Origin of the sequence: Leptolyngbya sp. FACHB-541 (assembly GCF_014695875.1) — a bacterium.
Taxonomy (GTDB): domain Bacteria; phylum Cyanobacteriota; class Cyanobacteriia; order Elainellales; family Elainellaceae; genus JAAUTN01.
In genome coordinates, this window is record NZ_JACJPC010000050.1 from 1 (window position 1) to 24,836 (window position 24,836).

Below are 24,836 nucleotides of genomic sequence, written 5' to 3' on the forward strand. Positions count from 1 at the left end.
ATACTCAGACCAGTTGCGGATGCGGTATTGAGCTTGCATGGCAGGTTTTGGTGTGGTAATTGAAACTTACCATGTCTCTCCCGCCCGCAACCCCTCTTTTGTGCAACAACGCCGAAGCAAAGCGTAACCCAACTTCTTCAAGCAGGTTGTGGAGCAGGTTAATTCTTAGGGTTAGTAATGGGGACGCAGAGAATGAAAGCATTGGTCACAGGAGCCAATGGCTTTACCGGATCGCATTTGGTGAAGGCATTGGAACAACGAGGAGATACCGTCATAGGCTGGGTACGCAAATCTAGCGATTTGTCTCGTCTGTCCGACTGTAAAGTGCAATTGGCTTACGGCGATATTACTGACTCTCAGGCACTACAAGCCGCAATACAGGGCGTTGATGCTGTATTTCACACGGCTGCCTATGTGGAACTGGGCGTAGTCGATGAAGCCAAAATGCAGCAGGTCAACGTGGAAGGAACTCGTGCTGTAATGCAAGCGGCGCGACAAGCTAGTGTGTCTAAAGTCGTCTATTGCAGCACGATTGGCATCTATGGTGACACCCAAGGGCAGGTGATTGACGAAACGTTTCAGCGTAGTCAAAAAGGGTTTTCGTCGGGCTATGATCGCACCAAATATCAGGCTCAGCAGCTAGTTGATCAGTTCGCGGCTGAAGGTTTACCCGTAGTTAGCGTCATGCCATCGGGCATTTTTGGGGCAGATGATCCCCACTTTGGCCCGGTAATCGACCAGTTTCTCAAAGGGCGACTGAAGCTGTGGGCGGGGAGCGATCGCATCACCGGGATCGTCCACGTAGACGATCTGGTAGAAGCAATGCTGCTGGCTGCCGATAAAGCCCAGCCAGGTTCCCACTACATCCTTTCTGCTGGGGAAATGACGACTCGTGAAATGTTTCAATTCCTCAGTCAAGAAACTGGGATCGCGCCACCTGGGGAAGCGCCAAAAGCGATCGTCCGGGTTTTAGGAAATTTGCTTGATCCGGTAGGACGGCTACTTTCCTGGCAACCCCCACTTAGCCGAGAAAGGGTTCACTACATCTACGATCGCTGCGTTCGGGTAGACGCAACTAAAGCGGTCCAAGAACTGGGCTGGCAACCTCGCTCGGTCGAAGCAACACTCCGAGAAGTTTTGAAGCGGTAGATGTCTATTACCGCTTCAAAATCCCGTCTTCTAAGTACGCAACCCGATCGGCGACATCAATGATGCGAGAGTCGTGAGTCACCATCAGCACACTGCGTCCGCCCTCTTTTGCCAGGTTTCGCAATAGCGCAATCACAGCATGACCACTTTGAGAATCAAGCGCAGCCGTAGGTTCGTCTGCCATGATGAGTTGGGGATCACCAGCTAGGGCACGGGCGATCGCCACCCGTTGCTTTTGTCCACCTGACAAGTCTTGCGGCAAATTCTTTGCCTTGTTTCCCAACCCGACCTGCTCCAACAGAAATAAGGCTTCTTTATGAGCCGCCCCTACTCGGTAGCCCTTTAGTTTTAGGATGACCTCGATATTCTCGACTGCCGTCAGTGCCGGAAACAGGTTAAATCCCTGAAAGATAAAGCCAATGTTCCTTAGTCGGAACCGAGAAAGCTGCTGCCGAGACATACGTGTAATTTCTTCGCCCAGCAGGAACACGCTGCCACTGGTTGGGGTTAGAATTCCTGCCAGGATTGACAGCAAAGTTGTCTTTCCTGATCCGGATGGACCCATCAGCAGTTGAATATTTCCTTTAGCGATTTCTAAATTGATATCTTGAAGCGCATGAAAGCTTTGGGTACCCGCGTGGTATACCATTTCTATGCCTTTCGCGGCGATCGCAGGCTCGTTGATTAGCCTTGGAGCCGTAGAACCTCTTTGAAACCGGGTACCTAACTCGGTGAAATTAATTTGAGAAGCTGCCATGCGTTTCAGTAGTTGAGATGTGAATTTTAAAGTAGTAGAGACAAATCGCAATCGAATCGCCAGAATGTTAGATCCGCATCGAAGTCGCTCTAATCCAGATTAAGTAGATTGTTTTTTCAAGTTTCAGCCACATACGACCTTATTTTTAGTGTACCTAGACACCCTAGCTAGCTTGATTAAGCTTTCATTAGAAACTCTTTACACTCAATCCCAGCCTTGAAGGACTAAGCTTTGAAAACGATTGCAGGATCAACATGAGTCACCTTCTGGATAGCAAATAGAGCAGAGCCACCGCACATGGCGATCGTGATTCCTAAAATGCCGATGGCAGAGAGCGGAGTAATGAGAATCGTGATCCCCTGAGTTGCAAAAGTCCACGCTCCCAACCCTAAGCAAAAAGCCATGCTAGGGACATAGCCTAAAACTGCCATCCACAAGGCTTGCTCAATGATGATGCTGTAAATGACTCGATCAGACGCTCCCATCGCTTTAAGGGTGCCAAATTCCTTCATGTGGTCAGAGACAGACGCATATAGAATCTGTCCGACGACGACCATCCCAACAACGACTCCTACAGCTGCTCCCAGTCTCAAGACAAAACCAATGCCCGTCCGCTTTTCCCAATAGCTACGAGTGTGGTCCGCCATTTCTGTCTGGGTGTAAGCCTGCGTACCCACGAGCTCATCTTCCAGTTGCTGCTTTAGGATCTCGATATTTTGCCCCGCTTCTGCCCGCACCAACACATATGAAATTGGGTCGGTCGAAGTTAGGGTCCGAGGCTGCGAAGCAGCGGGGTCAGCAGGGGAGTCAGAGCGTTCATACACCGTGCTGCACTCCAGCGCACCGCCCGGCTGCACGTCGCAGAGAACATTAGAAGTCAAGCCTGCGCTGACATAGTTCATCGTATTTTCTAGGGACGTGAAGATGAAGGCACTTGTGGCGATCGATTGCGTTCCCTGAGTTTGCCCTACGACACGGGCTGGGATGGAGTTGATTGAGCCGCGTCCGTTTTCCGGATCTAGCTGAAGCGATCGCAAATTTGTCTCATCCACCATGATCGTGTTGGGTTCATTCAGGTCGCTCTGATTGCCCTGTGTTATGTCCCACAACCTAAATAGCCGCCCATCTGGGTCATAACCAATCAGCCTGACAGGAGCAATCTCGCCAGAAGTGCTGCGCCACCTGCCGCTTTGAATCATCAGCGCCTCTGCCCGATTGACTCCTGCCAATTGCTGTGCCTGTGCAACTTGCCCTAGAGTCAACGGTTGAGTCAGCTCAAAGTGAACCATCTCCTCAGCCGCAACCCAGATATCAGCATTTGAATTTTCGATTAGCTGTACGGTAGAGCGTGTAAATCCTTCTAAAATGCCCGTTTGAATTGTTACGAGGCTGACTGCAAAAACAATCCCCGCTTGGGCAACCAGGAAGCGAGGGATGTCTTCAAACAAATTTTTGCGGGCAATAGAAGCCATGATTTGGAGACGCTAAGAGGCTTTCTTGTGCCCCGATAAAGTTTTACTGTAGGCACTTAATTTAATGTTACTTTGCTCTTGCCCTACTTCGCTGGACAGATGTGCCAGTGCAGTAAGTGGGCTGCCCGGCTCAGATTTGTAGCAGCGGTAACAGCAACCCCAAGATGTGGTTGATAGCCAAGCTCAGTAACTTTCACCTCACAGAATTACTAGTTTCCAATTCAATCGCTGATCCAAAAAGTATTTCTTCTTAAGTAGAAACATGATAACAGCGTATTTCTACTTGGAGAGAGTATGCGTTTTATTGAATTCATGAGTTTCACAAAGTTGTGTTTAAGTAAACCTACAGAATTGCTTTAGGAAATATACCGATATGGCAAAAGGTCGCTTTGATATTAATACTTAGGCTTTGAGATAAAAATTATACTGCATGGCGATCGCCTCCCAAACTTCTAAGTCCACTTAACAAATTCCTGTTCATGAACAGGAATACCTTATAAACGTCCTCAGTATAAGCCACTAAATTGTCTAACTACAGCTAGGAAGTAACATCTTTGCAGTATTTACCCTGGAAACAACATAAGTATTAGCAGCAAAATTTCAGTATAAATTCGGACAAAAAGCATGATTTTTCCCGTGTTCTAGATGTCGATTTTGGGCAAATTATGACCAAGCGACTTAATAAGAGAACACAATTATGGCTGCTGATTACGCTGGCAATACGCCCAAGCAAGCGAGACAAATTAGCCTTACTTCTACACCAAGAACCTATAAAGATCGAGTTGGCTCTCTTGATACCAACGACTACTACAGCTTTACATTGGGCAAGCGCAGCAGCGTTAAACTTGCCTTAAAGGGTTTGAATGCTAACGCTGATATGGCGTTAATTAGTAAGTCTAGAAGTCAACCTACAAGGCGATCGACTCGTAGCAGTAATCAAGGTGAAGCAATCAATCAAGTATTAGATGCAGGGACCTATTACGTTCGGGTTTATCCCCGTAGCGGCAACGTTGGATATCAATTGAGTGTGTCTGCTTCTGCAGTAAAAAGCTATCAGCGCTACACGTTCAAATACAGCTATGGCAATGGCGATTACTACACAGGCTATGGCTACAGCACAAGCGATCGCTACCGCAGTGGACAACAAATTACTTACAGCAATTCAGACAGTTCAGGTTATACCGGCTCCTATCAAATCACCTCAGCCGTTAACTACACAGGTACCACTCAAAATTTAGACAAGCTACGGGTTAACAGTTACTACGACAGCGAAAGGAATGATAGCTATCCACCCTTTTTCGGCTATGGCAGTAGCGGACTAGGTAGCGAATCAGGCTATATCACTAAAACCAGCAATTTCTTTGATAACAAAACTGAAGCTGACCCTACAGAGGATTGGTTTGGTAATACGCTTCGAGATGCTGGACTGCGATTTGCTACACGATCTCGCTTCCTTGATAGCAAGCTCGATCGGAATGACATGATCACTATCTTTCGTGATGCAAAAGATGGAGGAGCAATTGACTCCACTGAACTCAATGATCTCCGCACTCTAACTAGCGACAAATCTTATGTCGCAATGGACGATCATGTCCGAGTTCTATCTAGCAAAGTTGTGAATAGCAATGAGGCAAACTCACAGTATCAGGGGAAAGCACTGGGGAATTTGTTTGCAGGTAGCAGTGATGTTCATCTTGAGAAGCTGGTGAATAAGTGGTTTTTAGGAAGCGATCGCCCCGCTGCCGCCAACACCTATCGCTATGCAAACGGTTCCCTATTTCAAAATGGTGTGAGCTACCAGGACATCAAACAGGGCAAAGCCAGTAACTGCTATTTCTTAGGAGGTTTAGCTGCAACAGCGATACGTTCTCCCAATTTGATTCAAGATATGTTTATTGATAATGGCGATAACACTTACACCGTTCGCTTCTTTAATCAAGGTGTTGCTGACTACGTCACGGTAGACCAATATTTGCCCGTCGCTTCGTCAGGTCAACTCACATACGCTAGCCAAGGTGGATACTACAATCGCACCTCCACTGAATTGTGGGTTGCTCTAGCAGAAAAAGCTTACGCTCAAGTCAACTCTTCAGGCTGGACTTATCGCTGGAATAATGACCACTCCAACTCTTATCAGGGCATCAACAACGGTTGGTTTGGAGATGCGATTCGTGACATCACAGCAAAGAGTTCTTCTATCCGCAATTCGCTAAACTTTGATACTTTGGTCAACGCCTTTGCAGCCGGCAAGATGATCGGTGTCAATTCAAAAGCAAGTGGCCAAATTTCGTCCACAGTCGTCTACAACCACGTTTATGTATTAACCGACTACAACTCCTCCACCCAAAAATTCACCTTGTTCAATCCCTGGGGAGTCAGTGGTGGATATGAAAATGGTTCCTCCAAGCCTGGAACATTGAATATAACCTGGAACGAATTGACTGCAAACTTCAGCAGTTGGGATTCTTCCGTAAGTTAATAGCTGTATAGCGCCAGTCACTCAATAAAAAAGGAGGAGGGTCAAGCCCTCCTCCTTTTTTCTGAGACACAACTTAACTGTTAGTGAGATGGTAGGTGATTAGCGGCATTGTTTTCTGAGATATAGCGTTCACATCCTGTTCAAAATCTCCAAGCAACATCTTAATTTGTTCAAGATGTTTAGGCTGAATTGTTCGCTGCCCTTTTAGCCAACGAGTAACCAGAGAACGATCTACTTGTAGAGCATCTGCCAGTTGCGCTTTAGTCATATCTTTTGCATCGAGTGCTGCCTGAATTGCATCACTTGTTAGCATTGGCGACTGAACACGAGTCCGTTCAGGCTTTAACGAAACAGGGGCATGGGCACCGAGCTTTTCCTGAATTTTTACTGAAGGCTTGATGATGACGATCGCCTTCAACCAAGTTGCTAACCAGTTACGGGGACGATACCCAGACCCAGACTCAGACTCATCACTCAACGACCAAGCAGGTCGGATACTTTCTGGATAAGTTGCTGGATCAAAATCGATTTCCCAGCCTAACTCTTTGAGAGTGAGTAAAGCACTATCCCACTGATCGATCAACTTAACGCGGCGTAGTCGGTCTTTCTGAACATTCTCCAAGAGTTCTTTTGGCTCTAGCCGTTCTAGTAGAGTCTGCACTTCATAGCGACCATCGTCTCGAATCCGACTCATGATTGTCAGGAAAATGGCAAGTTTTGAAGCTAACCGTTGGCGATAAGGATTAATTTGAAGCGTACTCTTTGCCAAATAGCCATATTGGAAGAGCGCTTCCTTGGCACTACCATCGCTGGCATTGAGAAACTTTTCAGTCCAAACTCCAGGACGTACCTTGATATATAACTCATCTGGGTCGCCTGCCTCGTAGGTTGGGGAATCTGGCTGGTTAATATCCATTGTCAGCGCCAACTGACCCGCATAGCCTAACCCTTCTAAAATCCACATTGCGCCCCGCTCAACGTTATATCGTTTTGCGCCAATGTTGATGTTTTTGACTAACACGGAGAGGCTACAGACTAGTTCTACGAGATGTCCAATCTTTTTGAGCTTTTGGGCAATCGTGATATCTGTGCGCTTATCCCAACCAAAGAGTCGGATCAGGTCAGTCCCCTTTAATCGGATCTGCTCTGCCCACGGTTCGTCTGAATCGGTCGCATAGGAGGAAAAAATGAGAAATACATAGGCAGCTTCCGGTCCAAACTGCTGAATAATCTCCCATGCAGCTTTGCCTGGAACTAGCTCAATTTGTTGACTAGAGGGGCTTTGACGAACAATCTGATGCTGAATAAACCCTTCCCCAACGAGCTTCTGCCAATAGGGATATTCTCCATCTTCCCATTGCGAATTAATCAGGGCTTGGGCACCTGTGAGAATAGGATAACCCGTTGCTACGCGTTCAAATTCTGTATCTTGAAATAAAGGCTCACGTATAACAGCATCAACAGATTGAACACCCAGCAATTTATCAATTTCAACTGTATTTTGCCCTGATAGATCTAAGTAACGTAACCATTGACTCGCTGTGTGAAAAGCACAGGCACTCACGACTAATGATTCACGCCATTCATCACTATCGGTCAAGTTAACCCCAGCTTCTAGTGATAACATTCCTGCGACTGAGCAGTCGGATGGGATTAACCCTTCTCGCTGCCACTGGTCAAGCCGGATTAAAATCCAGCTTGCTGTTTGGTTCCAAAACTCATCCGTTCTCAGCACTGAGCGGAATCGGCGCTCAATCCTCAGGAGTGTTTGTTTTTGCAGAACGCCAAGCTTTTCCGTCTCGCTGTAGAGGTTCCGTGCATCTGCTCTATCTTTGGCCCGTGTGTTTGCTAGATGCAGTCTGAATTGATTGATTCCAGTAGCAACATTAACCAGGACTAGATTTAGAAACGATTTGTCTGCTTTTAATTTTGCAGCAAGATCTAGCACCTGTGTCTGATCTGGAGAAACTGACGTGAGGTTGAGAGAAAGAGGCTCTGCCAAGACAGGAGTAGAGGCTAGGACAAGGTTATCAGGCTGATTCACAGGTGCTACACAGAACCGATTCACATCGGCATAGTATAACCCTGAACGCGGAAGATCAAAATCGGTGGTTGGAATTGACAATACAGAGAAACTTACTTCAAGCCTACGTTGCCCAGTCTGAATTGGTTAGCCCGCTCACCCGTAAGAGTATAGCGATCGCTCCATTATTTCTTAATTGCCGCACGAGACTAGAATCATACAACTTTGTCTCTAGGATCTATCAACATCAAACAAACGTACTAGCAGTCGTATGCTTTTATCAAATGCCGCGCTATGTAGGAAATGGTTCGATCAGCAGGATCGTTTGTAGGCTAATTTCTCCGATTCATTCCGATAAAAATCTGCGAGAAGTTTAAATTGCTTAACAATTGACAAAATTGACACAAATTCTAGAATCCAGTTACGTTGTCTGATTTGGTTAGGTCTATCTCACGTGAATCTAGGCAGACTTAACAGCATGAAACTCCTTCCCCGCTTTGTTTTTAGCGGTTTAGGGATTCACTTCATCCGACCTGTCACTTATCTAAGTGATGAAGAGTTGACAAATTGACGCTAGATTCTAGGATTGGGTAACAAAATTTTTAGCTTAAAGTAGTCGTCACTAGATATAGCGTAGCTAAGAACCTAGAGAGGGCTTTGTTTCAACCCAAGCAACTAGGGATAGATAAGCAGTAAAGAATTGACAAATTGACAAAGAATTCTTGAATTAAGCAACAAACATTTGGTGAAACGAAGTTGACAAAGTTGACAGGTTGCCTAGTATCTCAAAACATTATTGCCAGTTGAGTCTAGATTAGCGAAACAAAATGTGTTGACAAGGTTGACAGGCTTTCTAGAGTGGCGAAACAAAGCTATGGAAGGGCGATCGCCATTGCTCTAGTATGACACTACGAAAAAAAGTGTTGCTAAATTTTTGCGCCTAGAATCAACTAACAATCTGATCCTGGAAATAAGGCAGCTAAATCATTTCAGCTATTGTTGCCAAGTCTAAAGGGGAGTTTGAGCAAACGGTGTTGACTCAACTGATGGTGGACAAAAACAGGTTGTTTAATAATCAGACGCAATACCTATCAAGAGAATCTTTAGGGTTGTAGACCTCTAATCATTCGCAGCTTTCACCAAATTGTGAGAGCAACATTTGTGTGCAAATTAAAAGTTCAGAGTTTGGTATGAAAGAAACCAGCACAATCCGCTTTGAAAGCGTATGTGAGTGGGAAGACACATTTCTATCGCTGTTTCCTCACCGCTTTGACTACATTTGGGCAAGACATCCTGATTTAGATGCACCTGTCGAGTGGAAAACGGAGAGCCGTCACCCTTTATCAGATCGTTTGATTCGTCAGGGTGCTTATCTTTATGGTGTTCGCTTTGGAGCTGAGACTAACTATTGCCTACTGGACATTGACGCGGGTAGTCTCTATCATCCCAAACGAGATCCGCTGGCAGTTTCGCGAATTGTGGCTGCGTTGGAGCCCCTTAGTTTGGTCCGGTATATTGCCTGTACCTCTAGCTATAGTGGCGGTTTGCATCTCTATTTTCCGTTTCAACAGGTTCAAAGCTCTTGGCAGTTGGCGATCGCCATTGCCTGTTCGCTTGAAAATGCTGGCTTTAAGCTTCAACCTGGACAATTGGAAGTTTTTCCAAACCCAAAGCCCTATGCAGCAGATGGCAATCTAAGTTTGTTTAACGCTCACCGATTACCGCTACAAATCGGTTCTTATTTATTAAATGAGGCATGGCAGCCCGTTTGGACTGATTCTCAAGCCTTTGTAAACCAATGGGTATTTGCTCAGCAGTACAACGACATTGATGAAAAAACACTCAAACAAATCCTTAAACAGGCAAAGCGAAAACATTTCGGCATCTCTGGTAAAGCTGAGAAATTTATCAATGATCTAAATGCTGAAATCGAATTGGGTTGGACAGGACATGGACAAACTAATCGATTGCTGGGACGTATCACTATGAGAGCTTATATTTTTCATCACGTTCTCTCAGGTGGAGAACCACTGAGAGGAGAAGCTCTTGTGGGTGAAATTTTTGAAATAGCTCGATCCTTACCTGGCTATCAGGAATGGTGTCGTCATCAGCATGAAATTGAACACCGGGCAGAGGAATGGGCACGGTGTATTGAAAGTAGTCATTACTTCCATTTTGGAGATCAGAGTAAAAAGGTTTCTACTACTTTGCACGATCCAGAACTGGTGAGTGCAGTTGATCAATCTCCATCCTGGAATCAACGTCAGTCTGCTGCAACCAGAGATCGAATTAGAAGGGCGATCGCAGACTTGCTTGAGAAAAATAGTTTGCCTGTAAAGGCGACAGCTCGATTTCAAACTTTGCTGCAATACGGTGTAGGTGGGGCATCTCTCTATCGTCACCGAGACCTGTGGCATCCTACTTATTTTGATGTTAGCTGTTTTGATATTGATTACTCGGATGGATCTCCTGTAGAAAATGAGTCTTCATATGAGTCACCTGTGGAAAACCCCCCAGACCCCCAAAACTTCAATACGGACAGCCAGTTAGATAGCGTTAGTTACGCATCTAACTGGCTCAGTCCTTCAAGCTTATTATCTATGGATGGCGGTAATAGTAAGTCTGGACAGGGATTGGGCGATCGCGTTGCCTCTAGTACTCCTTTAGATGACAGTAATGGTGATACCAAGGTTGACAACGCTGCCTCTGCCAAATTTGCTCCTCTCACCACCTCAGACTCACTTTTGGGAGTGCAATATATCCAGCAAGCGTTATCTAACGTTAAAGCGGTTCAAGCAGCGTTTCAGGAGACTGCTTGTCTGGCTCAAGCACAACATCAGCGTCTTAAAGCGGCAGCGGCAGAACAACGACATATTGCCCGGATGCAGCAGTTTCTTGACTCTGGTGACCCGATTTTGGTTGTAGAAGCGATGGCATGGGCACGGGCTAATCCAGGAGTCTTGCAACTGAAATGATTTCAGTGCTCCCTTTAACTAGACTTCCTGCATGAATCGTTTTTTGAGGCGTGAATGGTAGCGTAGAAGATCTATTCTTTAGAGTTTCTTCCCAGGAGAAAGATAAGGGGAAATGATAGATTTGGGTGTTTGATTTCGCAAAAGTTTTTTAACTATTGAGAGTTCGCTTGATTGAACCTGGCTATTTGCCTCAAAGCAGATGTCTTTTAACAGCAATCACCCATGACAAAATTAATTTGTTTGGTACCGATTTCAAAAGTTGCGATCGCTCTCACTTTGGCTGCGTTTGGAGTCCAAGCTTCTCCTGCTAGAGCAGGCTCTTTGGTACTTGTGGGTGGAGAATGGGCTTTTCCTGGCAGTGGTGGTAGTGAGGAAACCTACGGGGTTTCTATCTACCAAAAGATTGTTGATTTAGTAGGGGGAACTGCTGGTGCCAAAATTGGCATTATTTCTACTGCCAGTTCTAATCCGCCTCGTTCGGCAGGCTTTTATCTTGAAGATTTTGAGATTTTGTACGGCGATTCTGTGGATGTAGAGTATATCCCAATCACGCGGGATACTTGCAGTGATTATAAGAATGACCCCAATTCTTCAGTTGTGAGTCAAATTAGTGATCGCAACGCCTTTATTTTTACGGGTGGGGATCAGTCTTTTATTACTGACTGCTTCTTCAATGAAGATGCAGCGACTCAGACTCGTACTGATACTGCGTTGATTGAGTCGTTGCGACAACAGTTCGATAAGGGTGCAGTGATTGCGGGTACTAGTGCTGGAACGGCTGTGCAGCCTAGCGAACCAATGGTGACAAACGGAGAAAGCTACGAGGGATTGCGGGACGGTCCAGTCAGTTTTGTAGGCAGTCCACCGTTCGATAATACGCTGTACTATAACCCGTTGGGAGGGTTGGGCTTCTTTGAATATGGTTTGTTAGATAGCCACTTTAGCGAACGTGGAAGACAGGGACGGATCATTCGTCTAGCATCTGATTTGGGTGTTAACAAAGCCTATGGTGTAGATGAGAACACCGCTCTGGTCGTAACTGATGCGGGAACTGAAGCAGTCAACTTCTCGGTTTTAGGGCAGGGGGGAGTGTCTATCTTTGACCTATCCGAAGCCAACGTAGGCGAAAAAAATAGTTACTGGACAATCGGTGGAGTTACAGAAGCCTACTTGAATGAGGGTGATCAGTTCAATCCCCTGACGAATGAAGCTGCTTTTGGCAATAAAACGCCGATTACAAACGAGCAATCTGGTGAGGTTCCACCAGAAAGAAATATTTTCAGCTATTTTGATGATGAACTAGGTACCTGGACTGATCCACGAGCCTTCACGGAAACGGCGATCGCCCTGTTTAACAGTACCGAAACTCAAGCCTTTGGTCAGAGTCTTGAGTCTAATCCAACCTATGGTGTAACTCTGACTAAATCTCCTGGGGCAACTGGGTTTTCTGGCACCGATAGCCAGGGAAATGTGCGCTATTCCTTTGAAGATTTGGAAATTGCGATCGCTCCTGTCCCTGAGCCTGGGACACTGTTAGGTTTATTTAGCATTGGCGCACTAGGACTGGGATATCGACTTCAACAAAAGCGTTAGTCATAAGCGTGATTCTTAAAGGGAGGTAGGCTTCGGTCTGCCCCTTTTTTGTTCTCATCATTTACATGACAATGCGGCTGCTCCCCACCAAACACTCACCTGTCACGTTGGTATTATTGAGGAATGATTTGACTCACATGACCTGCTATGATTTGCCAGCGGTTTTGTCGTTGCATCCAGACACGAGTAAAGCGATAAGTTTCTGAGAAAGCTTGACCGTTAAGGACCCCACCAATTTCTGCTTTGAGGGTGACGACGACGCAATCGCTACTGTAAGGATGAAACTGGCGATCGCTAATCTCCAACTTAGTGAACTGGAAGATTCCAGAGCGGTGTGCGTCCAAATCGGATTGCTTGTTACTTACAAAACCAGTGTGCATTGTCCAAACTAGGTCGTCGGCAATCAGCTCATCTAGTACAGCAACATTGCTAGTGAGCATAGCTTGCTGCAATTTTTCTTCCAAATTTTCGATAGTTCTATTGTCCATTGATGGTTGCCCCTTTATGGGTCGAGGAATGTTTAAGTTTTACTGAGATTAACTGCAATAACTTCGCTACTGAGAACAGTAATCTCCATTTTAGGATAGCGATCGCCTTGGCTTGCTCTCATCTCACAGCAAAGGGTGAACTGATTCCTGTATGTTCTGCATTTTTTCCTGTAGTTAGGTTTTCCTAAAGATAAATTGCAGAAGTGAGTAAATTTGATAAACAATAGTACAATTGAACTATTATGTGTGGGATAGCTCTATCACTCTAGGCGATCGCAATTCTTGATTATTCTTTAGCCAAAGGAGCGTACCATGAAGTTGAATTCTTACTTGATGTTTAATGGTCAGTGTGAAGCAGCGTTTAAGTTCTACGAACGGTGCTTAAACGGGAAAATCACAGATATGATGACCTATGCACAGTCTCCAGACCCATCTATGATTGCGCAGATGCCCTCCGAGTGGCGCGATCAAATCATGCATGTTGCACTGATGATAGACGATCAGGAATTAATGGGTTCTGACAATCCACCTGGATATACGGAAGAGCCTAAAGGGTTCTCCGTATCGATTGGGCTGGACAATCCATCGGAAGCAGAGCGCATCTTTCACGCATTGGCAGAAAATGGAGCGATCCGGATGCCGCTCCAACAGACGTTTTGGGCTTACCGTTTTGGAATGTTAGTCGATCAATTTGGCATTCCCTGGATGATTAATTGTGATCAAGCCGCCTGATGCCCGGAGTGATCAAACCGCCTGATGCCCAGATCAAGAAATACTGTAGTTTTTTGAAAGAATAAGGAGATAAAACAATGGAGACTAATACCGCTCAACAGGAGTCAATGATGCATTCTGAACCTCAAAAAGAACATCATTGGCTCCAGAGATTAGTTGGTGAATGGACATATGAAACTGAAGCATCAATGGGTCCAGACCAGCCGCCAGTCAAATGTACGGGAAACGAAAGTGTGCGATCGCTCGGCGAACTTTGGGTTGTGGCAGAAGGATACGGTGAGATGCCCGATGGTGATACCGCAACAACCATGATGACGCTTGGCTATGACTCCCAAAAGCAACAGTATGTAGGTACTTGGGTTGGGTCAATGATGACCTACCTGTGGATATACAAGGGTGAGATGAATACCACTGAAACGATGTTGTCGCTCCACAGCGAGGGTCCTGCAATGTCTGGTGAAGGGAAGATGGCAGAGTATAAGGACGTGATTGAGTTTAAGGGCGATGACCACCGAGTGATGACTTCTCACTTCTTGAAGGACGATGGACAGTGGCAACAGTTCATGACTGTGAACTATCATCGCAAGTAATTTGAACTTCGTCTAATCAGTACTTTGATGAGTTTTCTCGATCACACAATTCTTTGGCAGAGATTGGATCTGCCTGGACACGACATCGGCCGACTCTGGAAATCCACTGCTGGCTGGCAATTATCCGGTACAGCGATCTTCCTGTTCGAGCAGATGCCGTGCCTCCTTGCTTATGAGGTGAGTGTTAATAACAGTTGGCAGACCTGTGCTGCCAGTGTTTCGGGTTTCGTTGGTCAATCAGACGTTGCGCTAGCGATCGCTCCTACTTCGAACGGACATTGGAGTATCAACGGAATAGAGTCCCAGGAAACAGCAGGCTGTATGGACCTTGACCTCGGCTTTACGCCAGCCACTAACTTGATCGCAATCCGTCGCATGGCGTTGAGAGTTGAGGAACAATCACGAGCCCCCGTAGCATGGCTGGACTTTCCAGACTTCAAACTAAAACAACTTGAGCAGTACTACCGTCGTGTCTCAAGCTATGAATATGAGTATGCGGCCTCCGACGTAGACTATGCTGCAACATTAGAAGTTGATCGTTTTGTGGCACGCCTACAAGTGAAAGCCACGGAACCATCAGTACCGGATGACTTCATCTAATTACTAATTCCAAAAATTAGGGATACAGAGGGAAGGGCACCCCGCCGAGGGGTGCCCTTCCCTCTGTATCCTCTTTGTAGAGAAACGGTATAACTCTCCTATCAATTGCATCCGTTACGTGTTGCACGTGTTGCACGTGTTGCAGTAGAATTACCCTAACTCGTAGAATTTACACGTTAGGAAAAAGTACCAAAGTCTTATTAGTGTAAACTTTGTTTAAGTTTCAACATAACCGTATTGCAAGATGGTTTAGGCAGTTCAATTGATTTTCTTGTTGCCCAGCGTACCTTTGCGGAAATACGGTTGAGATTACATTAATCTAGGGCTCAAGGTTCAAAGAATCTTCATACAAATCGCTAGTCTTTGAGGCAGCGAGAGGATATTGTGTTGGGAGTAATGCTCGGCATTTGCATCAAAAGTTGCGCAAAAGTACGAATTGCATCTAACTTCTATATAGGTCAATACCTTTTGTGCAACAAACAGTCTGTTTTGGCTTCTACCTGCTCTGACTATAATGTAGTAACGAACCAGGCTAGAACTGTACTAGTCACCAGAATATTTCAGGTCATCGCCACAGCTTAGGGTGTAAGCTTTTCAGGTTCGAACCTAATGCAGTTAACACTTAGTGTTGCTATCCGCCTAGCTGATTGTGCTTCTATCGCTGCTAATTGTGCTTCTACCTGTAGTCATATTTTTGGGAAAATTGTCCTGCTTAACTTGATGTTGTTTCCCTAGCTGATTGGTTGTCTTGCTGTCAGTTCTACATTAATTGTTCAACCCTTCCCTCGAAGGGCTGTTTTGCTTATCTCAATGGCACAAAGTGACTGTCTACTCAATACATTCCCTGTTGATTCGTCATGGTCATACCGGCAATTTATAACTTTGCGTTTCAAGCGCAAGAGTTGCCCCAGAAACTGAACCACGCAACTCAAGATTTGCTTGAAGGCACGCATACGGGCTATTGGCTTTGTGAATTTCCTGCTGCTCCTAAAAACAGTCAAGTCAATCCGTTATATATTGCTTTACTAGAAGGACGGGTTGTCTTCTCAGGGAAACAACAGTTCTCCTGGCCGAGCTTGCTTGAAACACTGCAGCGTTATATCCCTCGTCTCCGCCACAGCAGCGTCAGGCAAACGATTCTCACTCTAGAGCGGAAACTCACTTCAACGCAGCATAATGCAAAACGCATTATTATTCCCAGGCTGTTGAACGAACTGCGCAAGCTGAGCCTAGTCGAGCAGTCAGAAATTACCCAAGCATTGCGGCTGAAGATATTGTCAGACCTGGACCTGTGTTTGTTTGATTGTCCAGGACAAGCTCAGTTTTTGCCATCCCCTCAGTTACATGTGGAATCTCCAATTCCCGGTTTTGAACTAGAAAGCTTGCTTTCTGATGTTCAAAAGCGACAGGCGTTATGGCGCAAACTCCAGGCTCAAATTCCTTCTATGGAGAGCGTTCCAACTCTCAACACTGAGGCGGTATCCCGCTCAAATTTGTCAATTGAGCAAAAACGACGCTTGGAAAATCTGGTTTTACATGGCAAAACCTTGAATGAGATTGCTGAAACGCTAGCTCAAGATTCATTAGAAATTGCTAAAGGATTTGCCAAACTGGTCAATGAAGGATTAGTTACGCTTGACACATCTGCCGCTGCTATTGTTCCAGAGATTGTCATTGTTGACGATTCTCCAATCATTTTGAATCAGTTTAAGCGTTTGGTTACGACTTGGGGCTATCAGGTCAAGCTCTCTCAAAACCCTGCTACTGCGCTTAAAACAATCCTGTACTCCAACCCGGCAATTATCTTTTTAGATATCAATATGCCGGAAATAACGGGCTTTGATCTGGTTAAGCAAATTCGTCGTCAGCCTAAGTTGGCTTCGGTTCCTTTAGTGATGTTAACGGCTGAGAAAACGCTTTCCAATAACTGGCGAGCACAGTGGGGTGGCTGTAAGTTCTTGTCAAAACCGGTGGTGATGCAGGAGGTACCACGATTTCAGGTTGAGCTTCGAGAATTGTTAGGAGAATTAGCGCCGCTACAAGCCTCAAATCAGGTTGAGACGCATTTAGTCCAGGAGAAGTGATCATGAGATTTCTAATTGTTGATGATAGCGCTGTAGATCGGCATTTCTTAACATCCTTACTTGAGGGAATGGGGCATCAGGTTGAGTCTTGCGAAAGTACGGCAGGGGTGATTGATAAGATTGCGACTGGCAATTACACCGCTGTATTTCTTGACATTGTCATGCCTGAACAGGATGGCTATAAGTTTTTGCGGGAGTTGCGTTCTAACCAGAACACGGCAAAGCAGCATGTCATCTTTTATTCCAGCAAGAAGACTGCTGTGGAAATCAATTATGGAATTAAACGAGCTGGGGCAAATGACTATTTGCCGAAACCCATGACTCGCGAACGTCTCGAACAAACCTTGCAAAAGTTCTAAAGTTTGAGGCCAGATATGATAGACGCTGCGGCAGAGGGTCTTATGCAGGGAGAGACGGAGTTGACAACGTCGCCGTCTCTGCAAGATCGCTATATTCTCACTCAAGTTGGAGATCAACAATTTGCTTTTCCGTCGGTGTGTGTGGCTGAGATTTTGTTGATTGAGCGATCGCAAATCTTAGCGTTGCCCTTTTACGATGCGGCCATTCTGGGAGTGGTTCATAATCATGGACGGATTGTGCCGCTGGTTGAAATTCAGCGGTTGTTTAAGAAAACATCCGGATTAATGCGAGAAACCGTGAATGTGGTGCAGCTAAGCCAGGAGACTGAACATCTGGCAGGTATTGGGATTGTAGTTGATCAAATTTTGGATAACCGTTCGCCTGGGCAACTTCCCGATGAAGTATTGGGTGTTGCTGCATCTAAGCTTTCTGGAACTGAATCATTGCCTGTTCCGGGATCAATTCAGCTTTTTCGTCCTGAACTGTTGAGCGATCGCCTGTGGACACCCCAATACTGGCATTAAATCCCGAGGAACCAATCGTATTGCTGTAGGAGTGAGTACCACTCACGCTTGGCGAAGACCTGAATGACTAGGGACGTGAACTGTGAGAGTTAGTGATACCGATTTGAATAGATTGCGCGACACATCAATTTCTGTAGGGGCGCACTGCAGTGCGCCCCTACACGCCTCTGCAACGTCCTCAAATTAAATCGGTATGAGTACTGCCTACCCTGCAAAAAATGGTAACGAACTGGACCGTTTTGCTTGAAACCTCATTCACCCTTAAACGAGAAGAACTGTGAAACGTAGACATTTACTTCGTCAATTCACCATTGGCACCGCTACAGCAGGCACTCTAGCTGCGTGCAGCAACCAACCCCAGTTTTTTGGCTCTCAAGTTCAATCAGGTTCTCAGCCCCGAGTTGAGTGGCGAATGGCAACCAGTTGGCCCGAAAACTTGGATATTGTATTTGGGATAGCAAAACTGATTTGCGATCGCGTTAATGAGTTAACGGGTGGAAATTTTCTGATCACGGCCTTTCCTGCTGGTGGAATTGCCCCTCCTTTGGAAATTTTGGATACTATCCAGGCGGGCACTGCCGAATGTGGTCACACGGCTGGCTATTACTACACTTCCAAAAATCCAGCTTTTGCCTTTGCGACCAGTGTGCCGTTTGGGCTAAGTCCTAACCAACATCTAGCCTGGATGTATGGGGCAGGTGGGTTAGACCTGCTGCGGGAAGTGTATGCCGACTACAACGCAATCAACTTTCCCGCAGGCAGTACAGGCAACCAAATGGGAGGTTGGTTTAAGCGAAAAGTAACCACCCTGGCTGACTTGAAGGGGCTAAAAATTCGGATGCCGGGTCTGGGTGGAGAGGTGATGAAGCGTTTAGGGGCAGCCGCCCAAACTCTCCCGCCTGAAGAAATTCCACCTGCTCTTGAGCGAAATGATATTGAGGCAGCAGAGTGGGTTGGCCCGTACGAAGATGAGAAATTAGGACTAAACAAAGTTGCTCCATTCTACTACTACCCAGGATGGCATGAGCCTGGAACCACTTATGAACTGATTGTGAATCGGGGCTCCTGGGATCAGTTGCCCACCGGCTATCAGCAAGCTCTGCAAGCTGCTGCTGCTGAGGCTCAGATTATGATGCTCTCTCAATATGACGCAGCCAATCGCGAGGCATTGCAGCGATTAGTGAGTAGTGGAACGGAGTTGACCCCTTACTCTAGCGAAATTATCAATGGCGCACAAGCCGCAGCCCTGGAGCTATACGAAGGATTTTCTAGCCAGGATGGCGGTTTTCGTAGGATTTATGACAATTGGAAAGGATTCCGCCAGGGAATTTATCAATGGAATCGAATTAACGAACAGAGTCTGGGTGAGTTTATATCTCCTAGTTAGATATCTTTCGCTTTCATGCAACTTAAATAACGTAGGAACCTATCGTTATGCCTGCCCAACATCAGAACGTATCAGATTCCCAACAGAATACTCCTAAAAATACAGCGAATTCAGCCCCATCTGCTCAAACTTCGCCTTCTCCTGGAGGTCCAGCAATGATGGATATCGCTACCTCAAAGTTAAGACAATCGATTAGAAGATCGGGTCTGAATCTCTCGAAAGACTACCTGTTAGGTAGGGGGTTGAGCATTGGTGTTAAAGCGACTATTTTGGCAACTGTGTTTGGTGTGCTGCCTGTATCGATGGTGGGTTGGTATGCCTATCGTTCTGGAGACAGTGCGATTACTCAACAGATTGCTGAAGAAAAGTTGCTTGAGGCAAATCAGCTTTCTGACCAGGTGAGTCGCTTCCTGGAAGAACGATTGGCTAACATCAAAACGGTCGCCACGATCGCCCATCACCTCATTGAAGATGAGGGAGTGGGTAATCTTAGTGCCACTTCTCCACAGCGGGCCGTGCTGGAGCAAGCTGCATCAGAGGAATTTACTACATTTGTTCAAGACTATCGAACCTACTCAAGTATTGCTTTATACGATCTCCAGGGTGAGGTGATTGCCCAATCTCAAGGTTCTGCGCGTGAACTGAATCAGAAAGATGCGGCTTACTTTCAGCAAGTTCTCAGCACAGAACAAGCCGTTGTGAGTGAACCGAGTACAACGACGGGTGTAGATGGCACGGAAAGGCTCTCCATTTATGTAGCGGCTCCGGTCGCAGATGAGTCTGGAAGAACAATCGCGGTCGTTGCAGCCAGGATTCCGGTAGAGTATGTGGGAAACGCAGTTCTCAGAACAGCGAGCTTGCGCGAGGGAACAACCTACCGACTGGTGGATAGTTCAGGCAATGTGTTCCAAGACTTACCCGATACTGACAGTAATGCACTAGGTGGGGCGATCGCTGAGGCGGTGCCCCTTTTCCCTGAAGTGAGTGCCGAAAAACGGCAGCAAGCCTGGTTAGCAGAGTCCGCAACGGGTGAACAGCTAAATGCCTATGCCCCCATCAGAACGGCTGCAAACCTGGATTGGAGCGTTGTCACCTCAGTTGAATCTAATGTTGCTTTTGTGCCTCAGGGGCAGTTGTTGCGAGCGATCGCCCTGGGTACAGTCCTAACTGCTCTCGTCGCGGCTGCGTTGGGTGCGTTTTTAGCAAAACGGGCCACTGACCCAATTCAGCGAGTCACCAAAACGGTTGAAAAGCTGGGACAAGGTGAGTTAGAAGCCCGAATCCCAGTGCGGGGTAGTGATGAGTTTGCAATTCTGGGTGCCAACGTCAACCAGATGGCGGCCCAGATTCAAAACCTGCTGCAAACCTTGCGCCAAAACTCGGAGCAGTTGAGCCATCAAAACGATATGTTGGCAAGTCTGGCTCAAAATGAAGCGCTGATTCAAGGAGATGCTCAAGAGGTGGCTAAAGCCTTTACTGAGACGATCGCCCAAACCATCCAGGTGGATTGCGTCAGCATTTGGGTGTATACGAGCGATCGCACTGGACTCACCTGTCTGGATCAGTATGACCATTCCACCAAACAGCATAAAGATGCAGATATCTTGACCGCGATTCATGCAAAGGAGTATTTTCAGGCGATTGATACGGTGATTGCCACCACAAATGCTATTGCTAACCCTGCAATTTATAACCTCTTTGCAAATGAGAAAATTGCATCTGGTATTCAGTCGGTCTTAAACATTCCAATTCAGATTGGGGGTCAAACGGCTGGCGTGATTCGCTGTGACCGCAACGCTGAGCGGGCATGGCAGGCAGATGAACAAACATTCGTCACCTCAGTCGCAAACCTGGTGTCAATTGCGATAGAAAGTGAGATTTTGCAGCAAGAAGTGAGTCATTTGCTAGACGTTGTATCTGAAGTAGAAGAAGGAGATTTGACCACTCAGGCAAGAGTGAGCGATCGCACCACAGGACTGGTTGCAGATACCTTTAACCGTTTGATTGAGCGCCTCACAGATGTAGTGACTCAGGTGGTTGAGGCGGCTCAGCAGGTTTCAGAAGGAGCCAACCAGCAAAAGGCAATGGCTGAAGTCGTGGCGACCAACACCGAACAGCAGGCACAGGCGGTTACTCAGGTTTTGCAATTGACCGAGCAAGTTGAGCAAATGGCGCAAAGCTCGGCTGAGAAAGCCAGAGCAACTACCACTTCGCTGGAAAGTGTGCGGCTCACTGTGGAACAAGGACAGGGGGCGATCGCTACTTTGACGCAAGGAATTGAGGTCTTGCAAGAAGGTACCAACCGGATCGTGCAACAGATGAAAACGCTAGGCGAATTCGTCGGACTTGCCGACCAGTTTGTGCAGGAACAAAGCCAGATTGCTTCCCTGACTCAAACACTGGCACTCAACGCTTCGCTGGTCGCCGCTCGCGCCTCTGAGCAACGCGACCCCAGACAATTTGCCGTTGTTGCCCGTGAGTTTGATTCGATCGCCAATCAGGTGGGTCGCTTAGCGCAGCAAACCAACGAAGGACTGGTGACACTAGAGCAACGCAGTACCCAAATTCATAGTGTAGTTTCGATCATTGATGCCAACATTCAGAACCTGGGAGGCTTGGTGAGAGGCTTCACTGAAGGGGTTGATCAATCCAGTCAGGTATTTAACAGTGTCCAAGTGGTGACAGAGGAAACTGTAAATGCAGGTGAGGCGGTGACTCAATCCAGCCAGGCAATCGTAAATGCGGCTCAGTCTGCGGCTCAAGTGGTTCGAGACATTGCCGAAATTGCGACCCAAACGGCGGGCTTGTCTCAACGCACCCGCATTCAGTCCGAGAAAATGAATCTGCTGTCTAATCAACTGCTGCAAAGTATTGAATTCTTCCAGTTGCCAACCTTAAAAGGCGACAAAACGGTAATTCAAACACCCGTAGATCTCTCTCAGGCAAAGGTTCCAACCGTGGATATCTCTGCTAACACAACAGACAGGGTTGAAATGCATCTCTCGGCTCAAACTGTTCCTAAGCGATCGCTCTAAACAGTTTCAAGCAGGTTTCATGTTGGTCTAAACAGGACAGGGTGTGCGGTTTGAAGTGTTTTGTATCGATTTTTCGGCAACTTTCATATTCCTGAACTTTATTCAGATCGTTTATGTCATTCACACCCCACACTCCCCGACCTTCCACCCCTAACTCTGCTAGTGGAATGAGTTTTCTCAGAGCGATCAATCAGCTTCCACTCATTCAACGGTTTCGCCTCAACTCGATTGGCACCAAGTTGTTTATCTCAGTTGTGGGAGGCGCTTTGGTAGGAGTGGGTGGCATTACTTTTCTGTTTGGCGAAATCGTTAAATACCAGGCAGAAGCACAAATCCAACAAGCTGTGAGTGATAAAGTACAGCTCTTGGATGGTCGTTTGGAACAAGCCGAGCTCTTTGCAGAGAGCCTGAGAACCAGCATCCTGGCGCTGCATCTTCGCAATACCAACTCAGCCGAAACCTATCGGCAGCTGCTATTTGAATTGTTTAAAGACCGCCCCAGTTTTGTTAGGGGCTTAGGCGTTGGTCAAAGTCAAAATGGTATTTTGCCTCAGCAACAGTGGTTTTCTGCCTACTACTATCTTGATTCGGGTGAACCAGATGCGGCTGGAACGTTATTGTCTCCGCCTTACAATGACGTTCGTTATGTAGACGGAACTCAAGCCAATAGCTTTTATCCTGAAAGCGATCGCTATCGCACCTTTTTTGTCCCTCAAGAGGACGTTTGGTCATCCCCTGCCTTAGAAGAGCAACACAAGACCACCTACTATGCTCAGATTCTAAAAGATGGTGCAGGTTGGTTGGGAACAGTGTTTGTCGAACTAGACCCCACTGCATTCAATGATGTAATCGAGGCACCCGTAACGCAAGGAGCCGGATATACAGCTCTGCTGACCAGAACCGGGCAGGTGATTGCCAATCCATCTGCTGCCACTGAGGCAGACCCGGTAGCCACCTATCAATCAGTTCCGGGGCTAGAACCTGTTTGGTCAGAGATGACAGGTCAAGCCGGAATTTTAGAAGGTGAGAAGGGGTACTGGGCCTACGAACAGATTCCCGAAAGAGAGTGGATTGCAGTTGCCTTTGTGCCCTATGAAGCAGTGTTTGACCGGGTCGCACTCATTACAGTGGGTGGAACGCTTGCCGTCGGGTTGGCTTTAGCACTGGTGGTGGCTCTGTCGGTGCGATCGCTCAATCACCGCCTGCGGCCCATGTTAGCTGAGTGTCATCGGATAGCTGGTACGGATACAGAAAAGATGGCCCTAGAGCAGCAAGACGAAGTAGAACAAATCTCCACTGCTTTCTTCAAAGCCCTAGAGCAGCTCAAACTTGATCAGGAACAAATTCAGCAAGATCTGGTTAATCGCGTCCAAACCGAAGAACAATTAAAGCAGATGGCGATCGCCGAGCAAGCCAATCAAATGCTGCAAACCGAAGTTGAGCAGCTTTTAAGAATGGTTGCGGCGATCGAATCAGGTGACTTGACGGTAGAAGCCCGCAGCAGCACTGGAGTGACTGGCTCAATCGCAAATACCCTAAATCGCCTGGTCGAGCGGTTAGGACACGTCATCGCGATTGTCCTGGGCACCACCGAATATGTTGCTCAAGGGGCAAACCAGTTAGAAAAATCGGCAGTCTCTGTTTCAAATAACGCTGAACAGCAAACAGAGTCCATCATCCAGGTGCAAAACCTGATCGAGACGGTGGATGACCTATCTCAAGAGGCTGCACAACAAATAACTGCTACTAGTGAAGCAGTTCAGTTAACTCAAGCCGCAACGCTCCAAGGACAGCAAGAAATCACCACTATTTCTGAAGGAATGAGTAGCCTTCAGCAAAACACAAACCAGATCACCAAACGGGTCGAAATGCTCACCAGTTATGTGGAACTGGCGGCCCAATTTGCCAAGGACCAAAAACGAATTGCCTCCATGACTCGGATTTTGGCGGTAAATGCGTCTATGTTGGCAAACCGGGCCGCAATGCAACAAGATCCACAACAGTTTGCCAGCATTACCCGTGAGTTTGAAACGGTTGCGGCTCAGGTAGACGACCTCGCATCTCAAACCAACCAAAGTTTGATTTTGCTGCAACAGAGAACCGACCAAATTCAAACTACGGTATCTGGATTGGACTATGACGTTCAAGAAATTAGTCAGCAGGTGAGTGACTTTACCGTTGGAGTAGACCAGTCTTTGCAGGTATTTAACACGATTCAAACGGCGAGTGAGCAAGTCGATCAAACTTGGCAACAGATGGTGCAGTCCAGTCAGGCGATCGCCACTGCCGTGCAAACTGCTTTGCAGTCTATTCGTACTATTGCAGCGATCGCCGTTGAAACATCCGAGCAGGCAAGTTTGACCAAGGCACAGACCCAACAAATAGAGCAATTAGCTCAAATGTTGCTCCAGACGGTTGACTTCTTTAAGTTGCCTCCTAGCACTATCCCCAACTCATCTCATGCACCTGCATTTCCTACCTTTCACAGCCAAACTCGCCAAAACGGGCACTCTGCTTTAGAGGAGACTCATCCGAGTACTGTGAATGTTGCAGTGAGTCAGCCTGATGTGGGTCAACTGATGAACTGA

The 24,836-nt window shown here is 46.7% G+C and carries 17 protein-coding genes; 13 read left to right on the forward strand and 4 right to left on the reverse strand.

What is annotated here, in order from left to right; all coding sequences use genetic code 11:
- Positions 1-192 precede the first annotated feature (192 nt).
- Positions 193-1,149, forward strand: coding sequence for an NAD-dependent epimerase/dehydratase family protein (locus H6G00_RS10410; RefSeq protein ID WP_190796676.1), 957 nt, complete (start codon positions 193-195; stop codon positions 1,147-1,149).
- A 7-nt stretch (positions 1,150-1,156) separates the two neighbouring features.
- Here the strand turns inward: H6G00_RS10410 and H6G00_RS10415 are convergent, their stop codons facing one another.
- Positions 1,157-1,906, reverse strand: a complete 750-nt coding sequence (locus tag H6G00_RS10415) for an ABC transporter ATP-binding protein (RefSeq protein WP_190642916.1) — start codon at positions 1,904-1,906, stop codon at positions 1,157-1,159.
- 224 nt (positions 1,907-2,130) lie between these two features.
- Positions 2,131-3,378 (reverse strand): FtsX-like permease family protein, encoded by a 1,248-nt coding sequence (locus H6G00_RS10420; protein ID WP_190642917.1) that lies wholly within the window; start codon positions 3,376-3,378, stop codon positions 2,131-2,133.
- A 697-nt stretch (positions 3,379-4,075) separates the two neighbouring features.
- Here H6G00_RS10420 and H6G00_RS10425 point away from each other — a divergent pair.
- Positions 4,076-5,857, forward strand: coding sequence for a C2 family cysteine protease (locus H6G00_RS10425; RefSeq protein WP_190796677.1), 1,782 nt, complete (start codon positions 4,076-4,078; stop codon positions 5,855-5,857).
- Positions 5,858-5,930: 73 nt separating this feature from the next.
- Here H6G00_RS10425 and H6G00_RS10430 read toward each other — a convergent pair whose 3' ends face one another.
- On the reverse strand, positions 5,931-7,982 hold the full coding sequence (locus tag H6G00_RS10430; protein ID WP_190796678.1) for a helix-turn-helix transcriptional regulator: 2,052 nt from the start codon (positions 7,980-7,982) through the stop codon (positions 5,931-5,933).
- A 1,088-nt stretch (positions 7,983-9,070) separates the two neighbouring features.
- Here H6G00_RS10430 and H6G00_RS10435 point away from each other — a divergent pair.
- Complete coding sequence (locus H6G00_RS10435; protein ID WP_190796679.1) at positions 9,071-10,855, forward strand: hypothetical protein; 1,785 nt, start codon at positions 9,071-9,073, stop codon at positions 10,853-10,855.
- A gap of 222 nt (positions 10,856-11,077) precedes the next feature.
- Positions 11,078-12,448, forward strand: coding sequence for a Type 1 glutamine amidotransferase-like domain-containing protein (locus H6G00_RS10440; protein ID WP_190796699.1), 1,371 nt, complete (start codon positions 11,078-11,080; stop codon positions 12,446-12,448).
- Between the two features lie 113 nt (positions 12,449-12,561).
- Here the strand turns inward: H6G00_RS10440 and H6G00_RS10445 are convergent, their stop codons facing one another.
- Positions 12,562-12,936, reverse strand: a complete 375-nt coding sequence (locus H6G00_RS10445; RefSeq protein WP_190796680.1) for a nuclear transport factor 2 family protein — start codon at positions 12,934-12,936, stop codon at positions 12,562-12,564.
- Between the two features lie 312 nt (positions 12,937-13,248).
- Here H6G00_RS10445 and H6G00_RS10450 point away from each other — a divergent pair, with 312 nt between their 5' ends.
- The 9 genes from H6G00_RS10450 to H6G00_RS10490 all read left to right on the forward strand — a co-directional run bounded on the left by H6G00_RS10450 (position 13,249) and on the right by H6G00_RS10490 (position 24,836).
- Positions 13,249-13,668 carry a VOC family protein gene (locus H6G00_RS10450; RefSeq protein ID WP_190796681.1) on the forward strand — a complete coding sequence of 140 codons (420 nt, stop codon included), beginning with the start codon at positions 13,249-13,251 and terminating at the stop codon, positions 13,666-13,668.
- 77 nt (positions 13,669-13,745) lie between these two features.
- Positions 13,746-14,258 carry a DUF1579 domain-containing protein gene (locus H6G00_RS10455; RefSeq protein ID WP_190796682.1) on the forward strand — a complete coding sequence of 171 codons (513 nt, stop codon included), beginning with the start codon at positions 13,746-13,748 and terminating at the stop codon, positions 14,256-14,258.
- Between the two features lie 27 nt (positions 14,259-14,285).
- Complete coding sequence (locus H6G00_RS10460) at positions 14,286-14,858, forward strand: putative glycolipid-binding domain-containing protein (RefSeq protein WP_190796683.1); 573 nt, start codon at positions 14,286-14,288, stop codon at positions 14,856-14,858.
- Between the two features lie 857 nt (positions 14,859-15,715).
- Complete coding sequence (locus H6G00_RS10465; RefSeq protein ID WP_190796684.1) at positions 15,716-16,942, forward strand: response regulator; 1,227 nt, start codon at positions 15,716-15,718, stop codon at positions 16,940-16,942.
- 2 nt (positions 16,943-16,944) lie between these two features.
- Positions 16,945-17,301, forward strand: coding sequence for a response regulator (locus tag H6G00_RS10470; RefSeq protein ID WP_190642926.1), 357 nt, complete (start codon positions 16,945-16,947; stop codon positions 17,299-17,301).
- Between the two features lie 15 nt (positions 17,302-17,316).
- Positions 17,317-17,826, forward strand: a complete 510-nt coding sequence (locus H6G00_RS10475) for a chemotaxis protein CheW (protein WP_190796685.1) — start codon at positions 17,317-17,319, stop codon at positions 17,824-17,826.
- Between the two features lie 277 nt (positions 17,827-18,103).
- A complete protein-coding gene (dctP, locus tag H6G00_RS10480) occupies positions 18,104-19,213 on the forward strand; it encodes a TRAP transporter substrate-binding protein DctP (RefSeq protein ID WP_190796686.1) in 1,110 nt (369 codons plus the stop codon).
- Positions 19,214-19,260: 47 nt separating this feature from the next.
- Positions 19,261-22,248 (forward strand): cache domain-containing protein, encoded by a 2,988-nt coding sequence (locus H6G00_RS10485; protein ID WP_190796687.1) that lies wholly within the window; start codon positions 19,261-19,263, stop codon positions 22,246-22,248.
- A 113-nt stretch (positions 22,249-22,361) separates the two neighbouring features.
- Positions 22,362-24,836: a methyl-accepting chemotaxis protein gene (locus tag H6G00_RS10490; protein WP_190642930.1), complete on the forward strand. Its 2,475-nt coding sequence runs from the start codon at positions 22,362-22,364 to the stop codon at positions 24,834-24,836.

Coding starts and splice junctions, on each gene's coding strand:
- H6G00_RS10410 (WP_190796676.1), top strand. CDS start 193: ATGAAAGCATTGGTCACAGGAGCCAATGGCTTTACCGGATCGCATTTG.
- H6G00_RS10415 (WP_190642916.1), bottom strand. CDS start 1,906: ATGGCAGCTTCTCAAATTAATTTCACCGAGTTAGGTACCCGGTTTCAA.
- H6G00_RS10420 (WP_190642917.1), bottom strand. CDS start 3,378: ATGGCTTCTATTGCCCGCAAAAATTTGTTTGAAGACATCCCTCGCTTC.
- H6G00_RS10425 (WP_190796677.1), top strand. CDS start 4,076: ATGGCTGCTGATTACGCTGGCAATACGCCCAAGCAAGCGAGACAAATT.
- H6G00_RS10435 (WP_190796679.1), top strand. CDS start 9,071: ATGAAAGAAACCAGCACAATCCGCTTTGAAAGCGTATGTGAGTGGGAA.
- H6G00_RS10440 (WP_190796699.1), top strand. CDS start 11,078: ATGACAAAATTAATTTGTTTGGTACCGATTTCAAAAGTTGCGATCGCT.
- H6G00_RS10445 (WP_190796680.1), bottom strand. CDS start 12,936: ATGGACAATAGAACTATCGAAAATTTGGAAGAAAAATTGCAGCAAGCT.
- H6G00_RS10450 (WP_190796681.1), top strand. CDS start 13,249: ATGAAGTTGAATTCTTACTTGATGTTTAATGGTCAGTGTGAAGCAGCG.
- H6G00_RS10455 (WP_190796682.1), top strand. CDS start 13,746: ATGGAGACTAATACCGCTCAACAGGAGTCAATGATGCATTCTGAACCT.
- H6G00_RS10460 (WP_190796683.1), top strand. CDS start 14,286: ATGAGTTTTCTCGATCACACAATTCTTTGGCAGAGATTGGATCTGCCT.
- H6G00_RS10465 (WP_190796684.1), top strand. CDS start 15,716: ATGGTCATACCGGCAATTTATAACTTTGCGTTTCAAGCGCAAGAGTTG.
- H6G00_RS10470 (WP_190642926.1), top strand. CDS start 16,945: ATGAGATTTCTAATTGTTGATGATAGCGCTGTAGATCGGCATTTCTTA.
- H6G00_RS10475 (WP_190796685.1), top strand. CDS start 17,317: ATGATAGACGCTGCGGCAGAGGGTCTTATGCAGGGAGAGACGGAGTTG.
- H6G00_RS10485 (WP_190796687.1), top strand. CDS start 19,261: ATGCCTGCCCAACATCAGAACGTATCAGATTCCCAACAGAATACTCCT.
- H6G00_RS10490 (WP_190642930.1), top strand. CDS start 22,362: ATGTCATTCACACCCCACACTCCCCGACCTTCCACCCCTAACTCTGCT.